Source organism: Candidatus Paraluminiphilus aquimaris (assembly GCF_026230195.1).
GTDB classification, from domain to species: Bacteria; Pseudomonadota; Gammaproteobacteria; order Pseudomonadales; family Halieaceae; genus Luminiphilus; species Luminiphilus aquimaris.
In genome coordinates, this window is the sequence record NZ_CP036501.1 from 2,285,365 (window position 1) to 2,301,040 (window position 15,676).

The following is a 15,676-nucleotide window of genomic DNA, read 5'->3' on the forward strand; positions in this document are numbered from 1 at the left end:
CTCTTATTGCCATTTCAGTGGGACGGGATCATCGCAGGTATCACCCGCTTTTTCGCCCTTATCGATGAAACCCACGCGCTCTTCAGGCGGCAAGTGGAATTCGCCCCACAACAACACCGCGTCCATGGTTTCTTTTCTCTGCGCCTCAGTCAGCGTTCGACCGTCTGGCCAGCGCCCAGTCGATACCGCATCGACCATTCGCTGGTAGAGTTCTCTTGGCATAGATTTGACTGCGTCTTCATAGGCATTTGACATAGTGACTCATGACCCTCTAGGGAAAACTCGGGCAATAATGACGCCTGTTAGGATACCAACCAATAACCCACCCAAATGTGCGCCATTGGCGATCGATCCAAGGCCCAAGTACTTTAATACATCGGTAAATCCCACGAATAACCAGATCCACATGAAGGTAAAAATAGATGGGACTGGAATGGACACAAGCCCCGGCCGAAGCCGCCAAAGTATCCAGAGACAGCCCATGTACGCGTAAACGACGCCAGATAGCCCGCCAAAAATAGACGGACCCGCCCACCAGTACTGCAATAGATTTCCACCAACAGCACCTGCCAGAAAGAGGTTCAAAACAAAAATAGAACCAAGTCGAAGTTCTAGCCGGCTGCCGAATTCCCAGATCCACAAGGCATTGAATACGATATGCATTACACCAAAATGAACCAAGGCAGGGCTTACATATCGCCAATAGTCTGTGCCCGGACTTACAAGCTCGAAGCGTCTACCGTTATATTCAACCTTGTTGAAGGCCAGCCAATCTAAGACAACAGCCTCTCCAAGAACCTCCATAAGGAGAAACACCACGCCAGCCAGCGCGAGAACCAAAACAGTGATGGGAACACGACGCCAGTGCGCCATGAGGTCAGGATGTGAGTGCATCAGACCATCTTAATTTGTCTCGACAACTCGCATAGAAGCTATAGCCCGGTGGATGCAGCAGCCGAAGCGCTCTGGATTTCTTCTTAACCATTACCGAGTCACCCGGTTTTAAGGTGAGCGATACTTGACCATCACAGGTGACCAACGGATTGTTTTTGTTCCGCTCAAGCGTATCAATTTGAATAACACTGTCACCGTGAACCACCATTGGACGACTGTTCAGGGAATGCGGAAACATTGGTACGAGAGCGACCGCATCGAGACGAGGGTTCATGATGGGGCCACCCGCAGACATCGAATAGGCTGTGGAGCCCGTCGGTGTCGCGATAATCAAGCCATCTGCATTCATTCGATAAACGAAATCATTGTCTACTTGCAGCTGAAACTCGATCATTTGCGCTGAGGTCCCAGAGTTAACGACAACATCATTGAGCGCCTCAGCTTGACCGGTCACTTCATTTCCACTGGTAACTTCAACATCGAGCAGGAAACGGCGATCCGTTGTGTAATCACCATTGAGGACACTGCTTACCTGAGCAGTCAACTCATCATCGGGACTCACATCAGTCAAAAATCCCAAGCGGCCGCGATTGACGCCAATAACCGGGCAATCATGGCGCACTAATGTTCGCGCGGCACTCAGCAAACTTCCGTCACCCCCGATAACAATCGCCAAATCAACATTGGCCCCGATCGCATCTCTGGGTTGCATGGCTCGGGTTTCAAAATGGGCTAATGTCGCCAGCCGATCCTCTAAAACAACGTCGATACCGCGGCTATCCAATAGTTCCAAGAGATGCGCAACTACCTGTGATACGCCCGGATGCTCTCGTCGCCCCAGCAAGCCCACTCGTTTAAATTCGCTCATGTTCTGCATCCCTACTCGCCTGAATTCTGCGTTGCGATGTCCCGCTTCAAATAACGTCTCATTGCATGCGCCACCTCGTGATAAGCCAGCAATTCCTTACCCCTTTGCAATGACCGATCGCTCAGGGCCTGCCAAAGCGTGGCCTCTGACAAGATACGCCTAAGATTGAGAACCATATGCGCCACACTGTCGGCTACTGACACCCTATCACCTAGTTCAAGGCGTGCTGTAGCCATCGCCTCACGTGTTGTGACAACGGGTATCCCTCTTGCCATCGCGTTGACCAGCTTTGCTTCGATATGGGTCTCATTTAACAACGGTTCAACCATTGCACGGATACCCAATTCAGTAATCTTCAGGTCGTTACTTCCACGATGGAGGACCACGTCACTTCTAGACGCCAAATCAGCGATCAACTCATCACTCGCGTCGAGTCCCAAGACATGGAACTCTAAACCCGGGATGGCATCACGAATACCGCTCCAAACATGATCCAAGAACCAAATTAAACTACTGACATTGTCGGCGTCCCCTAAGTAGCCGGCATAGCCGATTCGCATGCGAGTGGTTGTAAAACCTGACACCACAGCCGTTGGACGAGCGAGTGAGGGAGGTGTCGATTCATCGACCAACTTCCCAAGTGGAATGCCCAATGCCAACAATTCTTTTGCCATTTCCGTTGTTGAGAACACCCGATCACAGCGAGAGAGGCTGTTGTGCTCGAACCGCCGAACACGTTTGACCCTTTTTGATCCCAACAATCCCTTTGCAAGTGCGGGTAAATTCGATTCGACGCGCTGCGCAAAGAAGACAGTCTGCCCTGTCACGCCCAGCGGTAAGTAAGCTACTCCCTCTAAGGAGTCCACAACGACAGACTCAAAGTCTGCCGCTCGCCGCTGAATCGCAGCCTTGAGACGGGCGTTAATATTCGGTGTGTGCCCCGAGCTTTCAGACAGGAGTTTGAGCTCAGTATCCACAGGTGTGTCGTCATCGGTCGGATCGAATCCACCCGCCACGCGTACGACACCAAGCTCTCCACGCAACGCGCTGAGACCCGAAGCATTTACGGGCCCCAGGACGGCTAAAGAAATCTCAAAGTCACGTGCGAGAATACTGATAATCGAGCTTGCCGCCGCCGTGAGCGCCGGTTCTTCTGCCCGAGGTTCAACAGCCGTGATGTAGAGTAGCTTTCGTCTCACCGCCCGGCGCTCCTAGGGGGACTCGAGGCCAACATTATTGAATTCTAAAACGCGCTCTGCACGATAGCTCGATCGAACAAAAACGCCTGAAACAACCTCTTTGAAGCCTTTTTCCAAGCCCCATACACGGTACCGTTCGAATTCATCAGGCGTCACAAAGCGCTCAACAGGCAGATGATTTTTCGTTGGTTGAAGATACTGTCCCAGCGTTAAGACATCGACCGATGCTTTTCGAAGATCATCCATACACTCACGTAGCTCATCGTCGGTCTCACCAAGGCCCAACATGAGCGATGTTTTAGTGATGACGTCAGAGTTTCTCGCAGCATATTCCAAAACGTCCAGCGTCTGTCGGTACCCGGCGCGCGGATCACGCACTGGATGCGTGAGCCTCTGTACGGTTTCTACATTTTGGGCAAACACATCAAGGCCCGAATCGAGAAGCGTATCGATAGCGGATTCAAGACCCAGAAAATCGGGGGTCAGCGCCTCGACACCTGTATTGGGGTTGAGTCGCTTTACCTCTCTTACCGTCTGGGCGTAATGTCCCGCACCACCGTCGGGTAGATCATCCCGATTGACTGAGGTCAAAACGACATAGGACAAGCCCATTAACTCAACCGCTTTCGCGGTATTTTCGGGCTCTTCATGGTCTAGCCATCCCTTAGGATTGCCCGTATTTACAGAGCAGAACCGACAGGCACGAGTGCACACGTCGCCCATGAGCATAATTGTGGCTGTTCCAGCACTCCAGCATTCACTGATATTTGGGCACTTTGCCTCCTCACAAACAGTGGCTAACCGGTGCTGTTTTACGATGTCCTTCACTGATTCGTATTTCGGAGAATGACGCACGCGCATCTTCAAAAAATCAGGCTTTTTTAGGCGTGTGGCGTCAGACTTCCCTGTCTTAATGCCGTCCTTGATAGCGTGGATACCAGAAGGCGTAACAAATTTCTCACCACTAGCCACATTGACCGCAGGGATTAAATTTGACTCGACTTTTTCAACCATGTTTTGGCAACTCCGCCCGACCACCCATTTCTCATGCGAAGTCTACACCAATGTGGCCCTCAACTACTGCCCCAAAAAAGTGAGCAGTAGCACTTCCTTCGGGCTAAATCCCCGCTCAGCCTAATGGCGCACCGATACAACTTAGAACCGTCACCATCTCAACATTGAGACACGCCAAAGCATCTCAAGCCTTTGGACAGCGGCCGATGGTTGTTGGCGTTAGAGGCTCCGGTTATCAGGTCTTGGTGAACTGCTTAGACGCCGTGGCAGTAAAACTCCGGGATGAGCCGAGACAAAATATGCCACGATTGCAGTAAGACACAGCCCGTGCTGTTTCGATCGCGCTGTCGCAAATCTGAGCCTTGGCGTTTCAGATGTGAGCTTTGCCTGTTAGCCCTCAAAGAAAGCCACCCCAGTGACTACCAGTACGGAGGTACTTGGAAAGCCAAAAAGCGCTGAGGCAAAGCGTGACGGCTAACAGCACCCCAAAAGCCACACACCAATGAGTTACGTGACGATCCCTTTTAGATAGGCATACCAAAGCGCCGCGTAATAGGACATCCCCAATTTTTTCAGCCACCGGTCTGTCTGGCATTCATGCCATCGAAAGACCTTCACAAAACCCGCTCCCATCAATCGGCCTGGTCATCTCTGGATAATACGAGATGAAGCCCTCGGCTATATTTCTGTTAACCCACCATAAGAATTATAAGCCCCCCCTTGAGAACAACCGAAATAACGCACGTTAGGCTCTATTCCGACGCATTTGATCGGCTAGGGGTTCTGCGCAATCACATTCCCACGCATTTTTAGCGGGTCGTACGCGTCCGCGGTATCAGCCTTTGTTTTCGACAGCACGGGCATAAAGCGTGCTCCCGCGCAGGTATGCGATACCGCCCACAAGGCTGAGGCTCACCCCGATAGACAGACCATAACGTACGGAACTATCACCGAACTGCGAGAGAAGATCACTCAGCATACCAACCAGTAGTGGGCCGAGCCCCATACCCAGGAGGTTAATGGCCAGCAGCATCAGTGCTGACGCCTGCGTGCGCCAGTATTGAGGCACGAGATTCTGCACCGCGGCATAACTCGGCGCGATCCAAAAACTTGCGAAAACAGCCGAGAGCGCCATAAAGACGAGCGCGAAGGGTACGTCGACATCTCCCATGACAAGCCTGTGTTCAGCGGGCCACAGTAAAAAAGCGAGCTGCGTTGGCAAGGCTAAAAAGATCCCAATAGCCGGCAACCATAATTGCCAGCGCTTGTCCCGGCGCGCGAGCCTGTCGACAAGCAGCCCGCTGGAAATTGTTCCAAGCCCGCCACCAAAAACACCAATGAGGCCCAAGTAGAGCCCCGCATCCACGAGACTCATGTTGTGTACACGCACCAAAAAGCTTGGGGACCAAACGCCGAGGCCATAACCCGCTATGCCCGTAAAACCAACCCCCACCATGATGTGTGCGAAAGAGGGAAGCCTAAAGATATTACCCAAGGTAGAGAACAGCCCAGCCCCTTCTTCAGACGCTGATGCAGTAACTTTTAAGGGCTCTTTGATCGTCAATTGAATGAGAATGGCGAGGAGGATCCCGGGAATACCAAAGACGAGGAATACCGATCGCCATCCGTATGCTTCTGCTATCAGGGCTCCACCGAATAATCCGACCAAAATGCCAATATTTGGCGCCGTAGCCAAAATTCCCTGTGCGAAAGCACGTTTCTCAGGAGGAAAATAATCGGCAAGGAGCGACTGAGAAGGTGGTGTTCCACCCGCTTCGCCAATACCCACACCGATTCGCAATAATAGAAGGTGCCAAAAGCCCGTGGCTGTCGCACAGAGCGCCGTGACTGCACTCCAGGTGGTCATCGAAATGGCGAGTACATTTCGGCGTGACCAGCGGTCGGCAAGACGTGCCACCGGGATACCAAGCGTCGCATAAAACAGGGCAAAGGCGAGCCCTGACAACAGCCCCATCTGTGTATCAGACGCACCGAATTCCATCTTTATCGGCTCGATGAGGATCGTCATGACCTGTCTGTCTACAAAGTTAAAGACATAGCCCAAGGTAAGTAACGCCAGTACGTAATAGCGGTACCTATTTGTGTAGGCCTCATGCGGAGCCGCCGTCGCTTGGTACACAGATGTGTCAGTCACACTTAGACCGCCTTATTCTTGTCGTTGTGGTTTTGTTGTCATTCACCTGTCGGTATCACGATGCCGTAACCCGACGTCTGAAGACTATCGCGAAAAGCGGCCTCACCACATAGTCCAAATCAGTCGCCCTAACCCGTTTTAGACTTCGATTAGTATTGCCTATTGACCGCCACCGGTAATCGCTATCACTGGTATAGTGCTTCTTGACCACACTAGGGCGACTTCGCTATGACCAACACCCAACAGATGGCGCAGACGCCCGTATTCGCCTCTCGGCGTATTCTGTCTAATTTCATTTTGATCACACTCTGTTCTCAATTCACCTTTGCGCTTTTGGCAATGAAAGGGGTCTTACTCCCCCAAATACTCGAATTATGGGACGTCTCAAAAACCCAGTTTGGGTTACTGCTCTCAATCTACGGACTTGCCAGTAACTTCATGTATGTATTGCTCAGTTGGGCGCAGGATCGTTACGCGCCGCGCCAGCTTATCTCGGTGACCATGATCATAGGCGGCATAACCACGTCGTTTTTGGGTAAGACATCCGACTTCTACGTTCTTCTGAGCTTACTTCTGGTTCTCGCGATTTGCTGCGAAGGTGCGTTCTGGCCAGCGATTTTGTCTTCGGTAAGAAAGTCCGCCTCCGATGAAAACCAGTCAAAAGTCTTTGGCATCCTTGAGGGGGGGCGAGGGCTCATCGAATTTCTGCAAAATGCTATTACGCTTGGGCTCTACGCGTGGTTGGGTAACAGTGTCCTTGGACTCGAAGTGGCGTTTATGCTGAACGGCGGCGTCATGGTGTTGCTTGGCATCATATGCTGGTTTGTCCTACCGAGAGAGCCCCTGCTTAAGTCCAGCGATACCTCTGGTGACATGATGGAAGAGGTTCGAGAAGGGATGAAGGTCACATTGGCGATGCCTGAAATTTGGTTGGCGGGGGTCAGTGGATTCTTCATCTACTTTGCTTATACCAGCCTACCGTTCTACGTTACCTACCTTGACGAAAGCTTCGCCTTGCCGGCTCTCGCCGCATCGATCTTTGCAATTTTATCGACCTCGGTGGGACGCATAAGCTCAGCCTTTGTCGCAGGATTCGTCACTAATCGTCTGTTTGGAAGCTCAGCGGGCGGTATGCAGGCGGGACTCATCCTGATTGCCTTGTTGGGTACAGCACTGGCTCTCATGCCGACATCACAATCGTTAGTTTGGATCGCAATGAGCTTACTGATGCCGCTCGTTTTCATTATTTTCTTCATGCGTGCGCTGTACTTTGCGCCTTACGGAGAAATGGGCTTACCTCCGCGCTTCTCGGGGTCGGTAATCGCCGTGGCTGCTTTCGTCGTGTACGCACCCTCTTCCTTTGGGTACCTGCTCTGGGGCTATCTGCTCGATACCTTCCCCGGCGACAGCGGGTATCGTTACCTATTCGCCACGCTAGCTATTATTGGCATAGCCGGTGCCGTTTCAGCGATCTTTCTGAGACGCAGAATGGGCGAAGGACTCAGGGAGCGCATTGCGCGAAAGGTAACCCAAGTGGATGCGAAATTAGGCCTCAAAGGCGAGGAAAAGACCTTCGCAAAACCCTAAGTGTTTTTTAGTTTAGGTTATTGCCGGCGCCCCTCACTTGGACGGGGCTCTACTCAATTTGAGAAGTCGTCACTGTATTCCTCGTCCTTCCATTATCGTGATTCTATGACGACTCTATGGCGACTGTGCTTAAACGATGAGGAACAACAGCTCGGCGCTGGCCTTTCAAGGCACCCTTGGAACACGGCCACTTATTCAACCTTCTGGAGAAAAGCTACCCAGAAGTGATTGGAAAACTGTATTTCCTAAACTCAATATCGAGCCTATAACCTATGTTTTCGTAGACTGATTGAGCTTTTTGATTGGTATGCGCAGTCTCAAGCACAACCTGAAACGCACCTTGCGATGCAGCCCAAGCATGCGCATGGCTTAAAAGCGCAGAACCTGCGCCTATCTGCCGACTCTCTGGCGCTACAAATAAATCATAAAGAACATAGAAGGGCTTCATTTCAACCGAGCAAAATGCCTCGTAAAGCTGCGTAAAACCAACGGTGGAATCCGCCACGTCGCAAACAAAAATAGTCGAGCGCCCCAAGGCCAAATTCTCGGTAATGCAGGTATTAGCCCCGTCCAAATCGCTTTTCTCACCGTAGAATTCCCGGTATGCATTAAATAAAGGCACAATGTCTGGCACATCATTTTGTCCTGCTAATCGTATCCGCATAAGGCCTCCAATTTACTCAAGCACCGCCTATCGTCCCGACAGCGGCATGTTTTTCTCGCGGCGAGATAAGGATCAAACACTGCCACCATGCTTTCAACTTACAAAGAGAAATTTAAAAGCCCAATGGAGAGTGTAAAACGTGACAACCTGGCTGGATTGAAAACAACGCAATGAATAAGAAACCGACACCACGACCGACGGTTGTCATTTTGGGAATGGGTGACACCGGTGTACTCGTTGCCTCTCGATTGAATAAGCGCTTTCGGGTGATTGGCGTTAGTACAAAAACCAACCTTGTCAGCGGTCAGGAGCTTGGGAAGCGCCTCGCCGATTTGCCCTGGTGGCAAACGAACTACAATACGCCCCTTCGCCAGTTCAAAGCACTCGCTGGCGTAACCCTTGTACACGGCAAGGCCGAGCACCTCGATATATCGACTAATTCAGTTCGTATTGCGCTCTCTAATGGTGAGACTGAGTCGATTGACTACGACTATCTTGTAATCGCCTCAGGGACCTCCAATGGGTTTTGGCGAACCGACACAGTGCAATCCGCCAGTGAGATAGCCGCAGACCTCTCTCACCAGGCTCAGCGGGTAAAGGCGGCCTCATCGATTACGGTCGTTGGCGGCGGTCCTACTGGGGTTAGTGTGGCTCTCAATATAAAACGGGCTGATCCGAGTAAGAAAGTCTCACTGTGCGTGTCCGGTACATTGCCGTTACCGGGCTACCATTCCAACGCAAGAGCGTTCTACCAACAGGCTCTCTCCGACGCTGGTGTGGATTTACTATGTCAGGATCGCGTGGTCGCAGTCGATGAAAAACAGTTATCGGGCTCCGTAAAATTCGCATCAGGGGCAAGCATCTCTAGCGATGCCATCATCTGGACCATAGGTAACCGAAAGGCTCACACGGACTTTCTGCCCGAGCATTTGCTGGACGAAGACAGATTCGTCAAAACACTACCCACGCTCGAGGTTCAGGGCACTGAAAACATCTTTGCGATAGGTGATGTGGCGTCGACCGACCCCGAGCGTTCATCAGCCCGCAATTGGGCCTACGGCGTCTTAGTGCACAATTTGAGGCGCAAAGCCAAGGGAAAACCGGCAAACAAGGCGTATGTTCCGCCGGCTAACCGCTGGGGCTCTATCGTCGGGCCACAAGAAAATGGCCTCACACTTCATCAGGCGGATGGCAAACGCATAAGACTATCGAAACGTCTCGTCGACACGGTTTTATTACCCATGATCGTTCGCCGCTTTATTTATCGCGGGGTAAAGCCCGACCATTGAGGCGAGGTGAACTACGCGGACTTTTTCGTTGGAAAGCGGATAAACGTGTCAACGAGTAACTGTGCGAAGGTGGTCGGCTCCGGTCGAGACGTAGACAACACCCCTCGATGTCTCAATTCTCGCTCGAGGACATCCAATATTAGCGCCAGGGTCAGGTCATCTGACTTGCTCGCCCACGTTGCTTCCTCCGACTCATCCTGGAAGCAGTAAGCTTTCCAAGAAATTGAATAGCGAAGATCCGACCAATCGTACCGAGCAACTTCAACACCCTTCGGATCAGCCAGCGACCAGTGTCCATCCCCTTCAAACGTGAGCGTCGCTCCCTTATCAATCTCGGGGAAATGCGATTTTGGCGTCACGCGCTCGACCCCGTGAAATACCTTATCGGTATCAATAAGGATCGCAGTATTGTGCGTTGCCGCCATGGACTCGCGTGGCCCCTGCCCACCCTCAGGATAATAGGCAAACGCCCCGCCAGGATTTGCGCCAAACCAAGAAACACAGGTTGCGATAGGGATACGGTAGTCATCAAATAAGCCAGAGTGAAGCATCGTTACAAGCAGCCACTGAGGCATGCGCTTACGATCGGCACCACGAAATTCAGGCACGTCCGTATGAATCGCTAGCTCTTGCCCAGGTGTAAGAATATTGGCATAGACAATCGCAGGAACAACCAGCGCTCTGCCGGTAACTTCGCTCGCCACGCGCAGCAGATCGGGGTGTGTAAAGAAGGGTTCTACGCCGGGTGCTTGGATATCAGTCCCGTATGCATAGGTTTCACGGAAGTAGTTCGTGCGCTGGGCTGCAGTCCTCACATCGTCGCTGTTACCCAAGCCATCAATACCGTGCTGAATGTAGTTAAATGCCGCATCAAAGCGCTGGGGTAAGGCCTCGCCAATACCCTCATTGAGTGCTTCTTCGGCATAGGTTCGAAAAACGCCCCGCTCTTCAGCGATACGCAACATGCGCTCCGCCTCAACGGACGTCATAAATGGTTTCATCGCTTGGTAACTTGCTCGCATATTGTCACTCGGCCATTGGCTCATTTTTATTGTTTGGAGTTCTCGTGCTTCTCAGCCCGAGTCACCATGTTCACATTTTTGCTCCGTCACGCGACGCTGGCGCGCCGTATTCCTTTTCAGCGGACCGGCGCTGCAACAGCAAACCGCCAGTCTCAGCCGCGCCCAACAAGCGTCTTAACGGTAAGCGGCTGATCATCACAAGGCAAATGCGCGCGCGACTTCGAGTTACAGGCCTAAGGGATGAGGAGCGAGCTGCCGGTCGTCAAGCGGCCCTCAAGATCCTTATGTGCTCGAACCACATCCTCCAGGGCATATCGTTGATTAATCTCTACAGTTAGGGCCCCAGCCGCAATCAAACCAAAAATTCGATCTGCTGATGCTTGCATCCAGCCAGGTCGCGCCATGTGCGTGGCCAAAGTCGGTCGCGTAAAGTAAAGAGAGCCACCCAGCGCAAGCTCCCCCGGCACAACCGCGTCAATGGGACCCGAGGCATTACCAAAGCTAACGAACGTACCCAGAGGCGCCAGTAGCCCTAAGCTTAAGCGATAAGTCGATTTCCCAACGCTGTCGTAAACCACCGGGTAACCCTGTGGCGCATGCGCTCGGAGGTTGTCAGGCAGATCGGGTGTGTCGCTCAGATAACAGTGTGACGCGCCGTGACTTTCGGCAAGTTCACACTTCTCTTGCGTGCTGGCGGTACCAATTAACTCAACGCCTATGTGCTTGGCCCACTGGCAAGCAATCAGCCCAACACCGCCTGCAGCGGCATGGAAAAGCACCCGCTCTCCGCCCTTCAGAGGGAACGTATCGTTGAAGAGATAATCCACCGTCATGGCTTTGAGCAACACGGCGGCCGCTTGCTCATCGGACACGTCAGCAGGCACCCGAACCAATGAGGCTCTCGGTAGAACAATAGACTCCGCATAGGCCCCCATAGCCATCGCAAAAGCCACCCTATCACCCACGACAAGGTCATCCACTCCCTCACCCACAGCGTCCACGACCCCCGCACCCTCGCAGCCAAGACCCGTGGGCAACGGCAGCGGATACAGACCAGACCGGTGATAGGTATCGATGAGATTGATGCCGCAGGCGCTCATTCGAATTCGCACTTCTTTTGGACCCGGTGCGGGCTCAGGAATAGCCTGGACCGTCATTTGTTCTGCGGCGCCACAAGTCTCTACCCTTACCGCTCTGATCGTACTCACAGCTTCACTCCCAATCGTTTGTATTCATAAACAATAGCGCCTAATGAGCTCACGCAGCGTTTCAATCGCCGGTTGAATCTGCTCCATCGGCATGTATTCATTCGGTTGGTGAGCGACATCGATCGAGCCAGGCCCCATGACAATGGTCTCTAACCCGAGTGACTTCAAGAACGGGGCTTCAGTCGCAAAATTCACTGCATCGGAGGTTTGACCTGAAGCCTGCTCACAGGCAATGACTAATTCACTGTCAGCGGCTTGCTCAAAAGCCGGGACTGGCTCAACTAATCGCCGCATTTCGATATCGATATCGTGCAGCGCCGCGATTTCGACCAGTCGGGCATTCAGCGCTCGTTCAACATCTTGATACTCAAGACCGGGAAGCATTCGCACGTCGAAGCTGAAATCAAGCTCACCGCAAATACGATTGGGGCTGTCACCACCATGGACGCAACCAAAGTTGATCGTCGGCACGGGCACTGCCATTAATTCACACCTAAACGTTTGGGCCAGCTCGTCTCGGTAGGTCGACAAAACAGACAACAAGGTCGGAAGCGCGTCGATCACATTGTTTCCCAACGAGGGGTTTGACGAATGACCACTGCGCCCTCGCATTTTAACGCCCTGCATCATAATGCCTTTGTGCATGCGCATTGGGCGAAGGTCCGTTGGCTCTCCCACCACAGCAGCGCGTGCCAGCGGCAAGTGGTCTCTGCGAAGCGCTCGCGCTCCGTGCATCGTGCTCTCTTCATCCGCGGTGGCTAAGAGGTAAAGCGGAGCCTTAAAGTCTTTTGGGTTGAACGCAGACGCCGCCTCCAGTGCAATCGCAAAAAAACCCTTCATATCGGTACTGCCAAGTCCATACAGACGCCCATCGCGCTCGCTGAGTTGCAGCGGATCAGTGTCCCAACCCTGCGCGTCAAAGGGGACCGTATCGGTATGGCCCGAGAGCACCAATCCCGCTGGTTCCTCCCCCTCTTTCGTCACATCGCCCAGCGTGGCTATCAAGTTCGCCTTGCCATCGACACCTGTATCGAGCGCTTGCACCTCGACGGACCAGCCGTCTTGCTCTGCGTAGCTCGAGAGATGAGAGATGACCTGTCGATTGCTGCTGTCCCAATGAGGGTCGGGCGAGCTGACGGAATCTGCTGCTACGAGTTCGGATACGCGTTTAACGATTTTCTGCTCGCTGGTAGGCATTCGCGGTTACTTTTCTTGGTTTATTCAAGAGTAACGGTATCGAACATCGTCGTCATCATCGATAGATGAGTCCCATTTCAGTTAGGCTAAGGTATGAGTAACCGTCATACGATTTCACAGACATCTCCCGACGCTCGGAGAGGGATTACTGTTGACCTCCTTAATAGGGGCGCGGCCATTGGCAGAATCCAGTTGCACGGAATGGGTCGCCAAAGAGATATCGATGTTGTTCTTGGTTATGCATCCACCGAGGATTACGACCGAGACCCGTTTTATCTCGGCTCGACAGTGGGGCCAGTGGCCAATCGAATCGCGGACGGTAAGGTGGCGTTAGCTTCCGGCACTTTCTCTATAGGTATTAATGAGCCGTCACGCTCGAACGCGTTGCATGGTGGAGAGCTGGGTTTGCATCAACAACTATTCCAGCCCTCCCCAACGAGCGACGCTCAAAGTCTGACGCTCTCGCGCCAACTTCCTCATCTATCAGATGGCTTCCCAGGTAACCGTTTGGTCACGGTGCGTTATGAGCTTACTGACGCCACCAGTTTGCAGTGTGATTTTGCAGCAACCACTGATCGCGAAACCGTTATTAACTTAGCCAATCACGCTTATTTTAATTTGGGTGGACGCTTAGCCGACCATGAATTTCGAACTCATTTGGAGCATTTTACCCCTGTTAATGAGCAATCGATTCCAATCGGAACAATTGCTTCGCTCGTTGGGAGCGAGCTCGATTTTCGCCAATGGCGCCGCCTCGGCGATAGCGTGCTCGATCATAATTTCGTTTTGCGCAAGGACAACAAACTACAAAAAGCCGCCAGCCTTCGCCTACACGACACCCAACTGCAGCTCGATGTCCTCACAACGCAGCCTGCACTTCAGGTGTACACCGGCGACGGCTTAACAGCCCCCTTCAGCGCAAGAGCGGGCATCTGCCTTGAAGCACAAGCCTTCCCAGACGCACCAAATCAACCCGGCTTCCCCAGCATCGTCCTAACGCCCGGGCGAACATATCGCCAGCGAACAATCTATCGATTCACAGAGCTCTCAGATCACTAAACCCGTCTCGGTCTTGCTCGCCAATGCCCTTTGGTTCTCGCGGATCCCTTCAGTTCTGATAGTCTTCAGCTCTGATGATCTTCAATTAAAGTCGCGCGGCTCCCACCATGGAAAAAATTCGGGCATATCACTGCTTACTTTCCCGGGGTAGTTGGCTGGCCGCTTTTCTAAGAATGACTTAACACCTTCTTGTGCATCTTCCGACTTGCCAGTGAAGTAAACACCTCGAGAATCTATCTGGTGCGCTTCCATAGGATGGTCAGCACCCAGCATTTTCCACATCATTTGGCGCGCCATAGCGACAGAAACGGCAGATGTCTCGTTACAAAATTCTTTCGCCAAAGCCCGCGCTGCAGGCATCAGCTCATCGGCAGGGTATACGGTTCGGACGAAGCCTCGACTCCGCGCCTCATCCGCTGGAAATACGCGGCCAGAAAATGTCCACTCCAACGCCGTGCTGATGCCAACCACCCGCGGAAGAAACCAACTTGAAGCCGCTTCCGGAACAATTCCTCGCTTGGAGAATACAAAGCCGTATTTCGCATTTTCCGACGCCAGCCGGATATCCATCGCGCACTGCATCGTGGCGCCGATGCCGACAGCCGCACCGTTACAAGCTGAAATCACAGGCTTTAAGCACTCGAATATTCGCAGCGTCAGCAAGCCGCCGCCGTCACGCGGTATACCGGGATCTTTAGGCTTGTAATTAAAGGTATCTCCTCCTCCCCCTAGGTCGGCACCGGCACAAAAGGCGCGGCCTGCGCCCGTAAAGATAATGGCTTTCACCTCATCGTCTGCATCCGCCGCATCAAGAGCCGCAATCACCTCATCGCGCATGGCGTTGTTAAAGGCGTTTAACCGCTCCGGACGATTGAGCGTAATCGTTAGAATGCCGTCCTGCACATCGTACAAAATAGTTTTAAAGTCCATTACCGAGTTGCTCCTTCACTCTCTTATCGTTTTTTAACTCGTGGCTTACGTGGTGAGCTAGACAGATTCCCCACAATGCCGGCGATTCGCTTTTCGCTAACTCGGGTTCAGCATTTGTTCCAAACGGACAATGCAGCCCTCCATACTCCCCTTGATAAAAGGCTCGATCGCCACCGGTTCTACGGACGCTTCCCATTGGAGTCTGCAGCCACCGTCGGCCGCGGTGATCTCCATTTTTGCCCGATGAGATTCCAAGTTTCCGGGGCTTTCAAAGCACGAATACTCAATGATTCTAGCGTCATTATCGTGGCGTAAAATTCGCTCCTTGATCGCACCTGCGCCGGGCAAATCAAGTGATCGGACCTCGCCATCAAACGAGCAACTCGTTACGCCCGGCACCCAATCCACCCTATCTGGGGTTCCTAAGATTTCCCAGAGCGTCTCTGGAGCCACCGCAAATTTATGATCAATTATCACTGCCACACCGGAACCCTTTTATCTGACATTAAGGGCTGAGACAGTAACGAAAAATACACGGCATGGGCAATCGCGCTCGAACTAAGCCACTCCCTCAATTAACATGAAGGATG

At 52.6% G+C, this 15,676-nt stretch carries 15 protein-coding genes; 3 read left to right on the forward strand and 12 right to left on the reverse strand.

Translation table 11 applies throughout. The features are described from left to right. Nucleotides 1-3: 3 nt before the first annotated feature. The 6 genes from E0F26_RS10485 to E0F26_RS10510 all read right to left on the reverse strand — a co-directional run bounded on the left by E0F26_RS10485 (nt 4) and on the right by E0F26_RS10510 (nt 6,130). Entirely contained in the window at nt 4-255 is a 252-nt protein-coding gene (locus E0F26_RS10485) for a DUF1315 family protein (protein ID WP_279241609.1), read from the reverse strand. Nucleotides 256-261: 6 nt separating this feature from the next. After that, nucleotides 262-894 carry a rhomboid family intramembrane serine protease gene (locus tag E0F26_RS10490; protein WP_279241610.1) on the reverse strand — a complete coding sequence of 211 codons (633 nt, stop codon included), beginning with the start codon at nt 892-894 and terminating at the stop codon, nt 262-264. Then, on the reverse strand, nt 878-1,762 hold the full coding sequence (locus E0F26_RS10495; protein WP_279241611.1) for an NAD(+) kinase: 885 nt from the start codon (nt 1,760-1,762) through the stop codon (nt 878-880). Before E0F26_RS10495 ends, E0F26_RS10490 begins: the two co-directional genes overlap by 17 nt. A gap of 11 nt (nt 1,763-1,773) precedes the next feature. Further along, nucleotides 1,774-2,961 (reverse strand): glycosyltransferase, encoded by a 1,188-nt coding sequence (locus tag E0F26_RS10500; RefSeq protein ID WP_279241612.1) that lies wholly within the window; start codon nt 2,959-2,961, stop codon nt 1,774-1,776. Nucleotides 2,962-2,973: 12 nt separating this feature from the next. Continuing rightward, the gene (lipA, locus tag E0F26_RS10505; protein ID WP_279241613.1) at nt 2,974-3,975 is read right to left on the reverse strand and encodes a lipoyl synthase; all 1,002 of its coding nucleotides are present in this window, start codon (nt 3,973-3,975) and stop codon (nt 2,974-2,976) included. Nucleotides 3,976-4,810: 835 nt separating this feature from the next. After that, nucleotides 4,811-6,130, reverse strand: a complete 1,320-nt coding sequence (locus tag E0F26_RS10510) for a spinster family MFS transporter (protein WP_279241614.1) — start codon at nt 6,128-6,130, stop codon at nt 4,811-4,813. A gap of 228 nt (nt 6,131-6,358) precedes the next feature. On the opposite strand from E0F26_RS10510, the gene E0F26_RS10515 reads away from it, so the two are divergent. Continuing rightward, nucleotides 6,359-7,717: an MFS transporter gene (locus E0F26_RS10515; protein WP_279241615.1), complete on the forward strand. Its 1,359-nt coding sequence runs from the start codon at nt 6,359-6,361 to the stop codon at nt 7,715-7,717. Between the two features lie 214 nt (nt 7,718-7,931). Here the strand turns inward: E0F26_RS10515 and E0F26_RS10520 are convergent, their stop codons facing one another. Further along, nucleotides 7,932-8,381 (reverse strand): GNAT family N-acetyltransferase, encoded by a 450-nt coding sequence (locus E0F26_RS10520; protein WP_279241616.1) that lies wholly within the window; start codon nt 8,379-8,381, stop codon nt 7,932-7,934. A 170-nt stretch (nt 8,382-8,551) separates the two neighbouring features. Here E0F26_RS10520 and E0F26_RS10525 point away from each other — a divergent pair, with 170 nt between their 5' ends. Further along, a complete protein-coding gene (locus E0F26_RS10525; protein ID WP_279241617.1) occupies nt 8,552-9,670 on the forward strand; it encodes an NAD(P)/FAD-dependent oxidoreductase in 1,119 nt (372 codons plus the stop codon). Between the two features lie 11 nt (nt 9,671-9,681). On the opposite strand, the gene E0F26_RS10530 is transcribed toward E0F26_RS10525, so the two are convergent. The 3 genes from E0F26_RS10530 to argE form a co-directional block, all read right to left on the reverse strand. After that, nucleotides 9,682-10,716 (reverse strand): hypothetical protein, encoded by a 1,035-nt coding sequence (locus E0F26_RS10530; protein ID WP_279241618.1) that lies wholly within the window; start codon nt 10,714-10,716, stop codon nt 9,682-9,684. 209 nt (nt 10,717-10,925) lie between these two features. Further along, the gene (locus E0F26_RS10535) at nt 10,926-11,900 is read right to left on the reverse strand and encodes a quinone oxidoreductase family protein (RefSeq protein WP_279241619.1); all 975 of its coding nucleotides are present in this window, start codon (nt 11,898-11,900) and stop codon (nt 10,926-10,928) included. A 24-nt stretch (nt 11,901-11,924) separates the two neighbouring features. Then, nucleotides 11,925-13,097 (reverse strand): acetylornithine deacetylase, encoded by a 1,173-nt coding sequence (gene argE / locus E0F26_RS10540; protein WP_279241620.1) that lies wholly within the window; start codon nt 13,095-13,097, stop codon nt 11,925-11,927. Between the two features lie 93 nt (nt 13,098-13,190). Here argE and E0F26_RS10545 point away from each other — a divergent pair, with 93 nt between their 5' ends. Beyond that, nucleotides 13,191-14,156 carry an aldose epimerase family protein gene (locus E0F26_RS10545; RefSeq protein WP_279241621.1) on the forward strand — a complete coding sequence of 322 codons (966 nt, stop codon included), beginning with the start codon at nt 13,191-13,193 and terminating at the stop codon, nt 14,154-14,156. An 81-nt stretch (nt 14,157-14,237) separates the two neighbouring features. On the opposite strand, the gene E0F26_RS10550 is transcribed toward E0F26_RS10545, so the two are convergent. After that, on the reverse strand, nt 14,238-15,086 hold the full coding sequence (locus E0F26_RS10550) for a crotonase/enoyl-CoA hydratase family protein (protein ID WP_279241622.1): 849 nt from the start codon (nt 15,084-15,086) through the stop codon (nt 14,238-14,240). A 96-nt stretch (nt 15,087-15,182) separates the two neighbouring features. After that, nucleotides 15,183-15,569 carry an SRPBCC family protein gene (locus tag E0F26_RS10555; protein WP_279241623.1) on the reverse strand — a complete coding sequence of 129 codons (387 nt, stop codon included), beginning with the start codon at nt 15,567-15,569 and terminating at the stop codon, nt 15,183-15,185. Nucleotides 15,570-15,676 lie beyond the last annotated feature (107 nt).

Excerpts from the sequence above, each read along its gene's own strand:
- E0F26_RS10485 (WP_279241609.1), bottom strand. The coding sequence starts at position 255 with ATGTCAAATGCCTATGAAGACGCAGTCAAATCTATGCCAAGAGAACTC.
- E0F26_RS10490 (WP_279241610.1), bottom strand. The coding sequence starts at position 894 with ATGCACTCACATCCTGACCTCATGGCGCACTGGCGTCGTGTTCCCATC.
- E0F26_RS10495 (WP_279241611.1), bottom strand. The coding sequence starts at position 1,762 with ATGAGCGAATTTAAACGAGTGGGCTTGCTGGGGCGACGAGAGCATCCG.
- lipA (WP_279241613.1), bottom strand. The coding sequence starts at position 3,975 with ATGGTTGAAAAAGTCGAGTCAAATTTAATCCCTGCGGTCAATGTGGCT.
- E0F26_RS10515 (WP_279241615.1), top strand. The coding sequence starts at position 6,359 with ATGACCAACACCCAACAGATGGCGCAGACGCCCGTATTCGCCTCTCGG.
- E0F26_RS10520 (WP_279241616.1), bottom strand. The coding sequence starts at position 8,381 with ATGCGGATACGATTAGCAGGACAAAATGATGTGCCAGACATTGTGCCT.
- E0F26_RS10525 (WP_279241617.1), top strand. The coding sequence starts at position 8,552 with ATGAATAAGAAACCGACACCACGACCGACGGTTGTCATTTTGGGAATG.
- E0F26_RS10530 (WP_279241618.1), bottom strand. The coding sequence starts at position 10,716 with ATGAGCCAATGGCCGAGTGACAATATGCGAGCAAGTTACCAAGCGATG.
- argE (WP_279241620.1), bottom strand. The coding sequence starts at position 13,097 with ATGCCTACCAGCGAGCAGAAAATCGTTAAACGCGTATCCGAACTCGTA.
- E0F26_RS10545 (WP_279241621.1), top strand. The coding sequence starts at position 13,191 with ATGAGTAACCGTCATACGATTTCACAGACATCTCCCGACGCTCGGAGA.
- E0F26_RS10550 (WP_279241622.1), bottom strand. The coding sequence starts at position 15,086 with ATGGACTTTAAAACTATTTTGTACGATGTGCAGGACGGCATTCTAACG.